Origin of the sequence: Formosa sejongensis (assembly GCF_033447105.1) — a bacterium.
Classification (GTDB): domain Bacteria; phylum Bacteroidota; class Bacteroidia; order Flavobacteriales; family Flavobacteriaceae; genus Formosa.
This window is the reverse complement of sequence record NZ_JAWQUN010000049.1, coordinates 1-2,452: the sequence shown is the minus strand read 5'-3', so window position 1 is coordinate 2,452 and position 2,452 is coordinate 1. Positions and strand designations below refer to the sequence as shown.

Genomic DNA, 2,452 nt, shown 5'->3' with positions numbered 1-2,452 from the left:
GAGGGGATTTTCAATGTTGACGAGATCTGTAGTCTCTCCGTATATAATAACCTTATTCCTCTCTTTTGTGCTTTCTATTTATATATGTTTAAATTAGTGTTTTTATTGAAATGCTAACTTAAGATGTATATAAAAAAATAGGCGAATTAGTAGTACCAAGGCTTTTGGCTCGCATCAAATTTTGTGTTTAACAGAAAGCTGTTATTTCGAAATCGCCTACTTTTCCCCGATACCGTACGAATCCCTTCGTGTGGTATTCTAAATCAACCTTCAAACATCCTAAAAACAACAACATCATCAATCAGTCCTTTTTGGTCTGCGTAGTCACGGCTCATGCCTGATTTTTGTGTTTATGCAAAAAGAGTCGTTAATCTAAAGAGGAAGAAATCTACATTTTTCACACCTCTAAACTGAGCTCTAAACTAATCAAGACCTTACTTAAAGATTTTAGTTAATCTGAATAACTAGAATTTTACATTCCTTACCCATCTAAACGTACTAATTGTGTTTTGTTTGTTTAATTCGTTTTATATTTAGTTGAAAAATAAATTTAATTTCTAATAATCCAGGTTATTAATTTAAAAATGTATTATGACTAAATTTAATTATTTTGTTTTGGTTATTGGACTTACATTCCTATTTACAGGGTGTAAGTCTGAGACTAAAAACAGTAAAGAAAGTAGCGAAATTACTTTAAAAACACCTTTAGAGGAAAGATTCCATATGCTATTGGATTACCCTGTAGGCCCAGAAAACTTCCCTAGAAGTATGTCTTTAAATCCAGTAGAAATTCATACCGTGCCTTCAAAAGATTGGACAAGCGGATTTTTCCCAGGGAATTTATGGCAAATTTATCAACTTACAGGAGATACTGCCTACATCACAAAAGCTAAAGTTTGGACGGCTTTAATGGAGAATCAAAAAGAGAATGATAGAACCCACGATATGGGCTTTAAAATATATTGCAGTTTTGGTGAAGGTTTAAAAGTAGAGCCAGATAATGAAGTTTATAAAGACGTGATTGTAGAAAGTGCAAAAACTTTAATTACGCGTTATGATAGTAATGTAAAATCTATACGTTCTTGGGATTTTAATAAAGACGTTTGGGATTTTCCTGTGATTATAGATAATATGATGAATTTGGAATTATTGTTTGAATCTACAAAGATTACAGGAGATAGTACTTATTATAATATTGCCGTACAACATGCAAATACAACCATGAAAAATCAGTTTAGGGCAGATGGAAGTGTGTACCATGTCGTGAATTACGATACGATTTCTGGTGACGTAAAAACTAAGGATACGCACCAAGGTTTTAATGCAAATTCATCGTGGGCTAGAGGTCAGGGTTGGGCAATTTATGGTTATACCATGTGCTATCGCTATACAAAAGATCCTGCATATTTGGCACAAGCCGAACACACCATAAAATTCTATATGGAACATGAAAATCTTCCAGAAGATGGTATTCCGTATTGGGATTTTAACGATCCAGATATACCTAATTCTCCTAGAGATGCTTCGGCAGCATCGCTTATAACTTCAGCTTTATTTGAATTATATACGTTTACTGAAAAAGAAACCTATCTTGATTTTGCAAATAGGACTTTAAACATTCTAAATTCAGATGCATATTTATTGAATGATAAGGTTATGGGACCATTTTTATTAAATCATAGTACAGGAAATTGGCCTAAAAATGATGAGATTGATGAGCCAATAGTGTATGCCGATTATTACTTTTTGGAGGCTTTATTACGGGAACAGAATTTAAATTTATAAGTAAAATTTTAAGAGTACTAGACTTTCGAATAATACTCTTAGAAATGTTATTGTAGAATTAATTTGTTTTTTATAAGGTCTAAGTATGGTTGTTTTTAGGAAACTACCCACTATTGGTCTATAATTTATGGAGTATGAACTATAATTTATAATCGAAGTGATATGATTTTTTTAAAATTGTATTACAATTAATCATGCTTCTAATATTAAACCTTCAGTTACGATCTTGTTGTTTTTTTATAATATTTAAGGTGAAATTTTCAAAATATAATTTAAGATATATGAATACGATATTTTATAAAAAACGCGAAATTATTTTAATCACTAGTGATTTTTGTGTTGAACTTTTAGATCTTTTAAATAAGAAAATAAATATAGAGTATTCAGGAGTAGGTCGATTAATAAAATTGGAATTATGAATGTCAAAAATCACATAAAATGAAGACTATAAATTCAGAAAAGTGTATTAGATATATTTTTTTTGAACTCTGAAGTAAAAGAAATTCTCTACCATCAATATGCAAAACTTATGTGTAGAATTTATAATCACAAAGCCTTAACCTAATATAATTTCAAAAATTAATATGAAACTAAAATTTTTAATGTGTTTAACCTGTGTTTTTATTTTGCAATCGTGCAAGAAAGACACCGCTGTTAAAACACTATA

Annotated in this window: 1 protein-coding gene; it reads left to right on the top strand. The window is 30.1% G+C overall.

Translation table 11 applies throughout. The annotated features are described in order from the left end of the window. Positions 1 to 591: 591 nt before the first annotated feature. Positions 592 to 1,785 (top strand): glycoside hydrolase family 88 protein, encoded by a 1,194-nt coding sequence (locus R6X41_RS19680; RefSeq protein ID WP_318502064.1) that lies wholly within the window; start codon positions 592 to 594, stop codon positions 1,783 to 1,785. The last annotated feature ends 667 nt before the right edge of the window (positions 1,786 to 2,452 follow it).

Coding starts and splice junctions, on each gene's coding strand:
- R6X41_RS19680 (WP_318502064.1), top strand. CDS start 592: ATGACTAAATTTAATTATTTTGTTTTGGTTATTGGACTTACATTCCTA.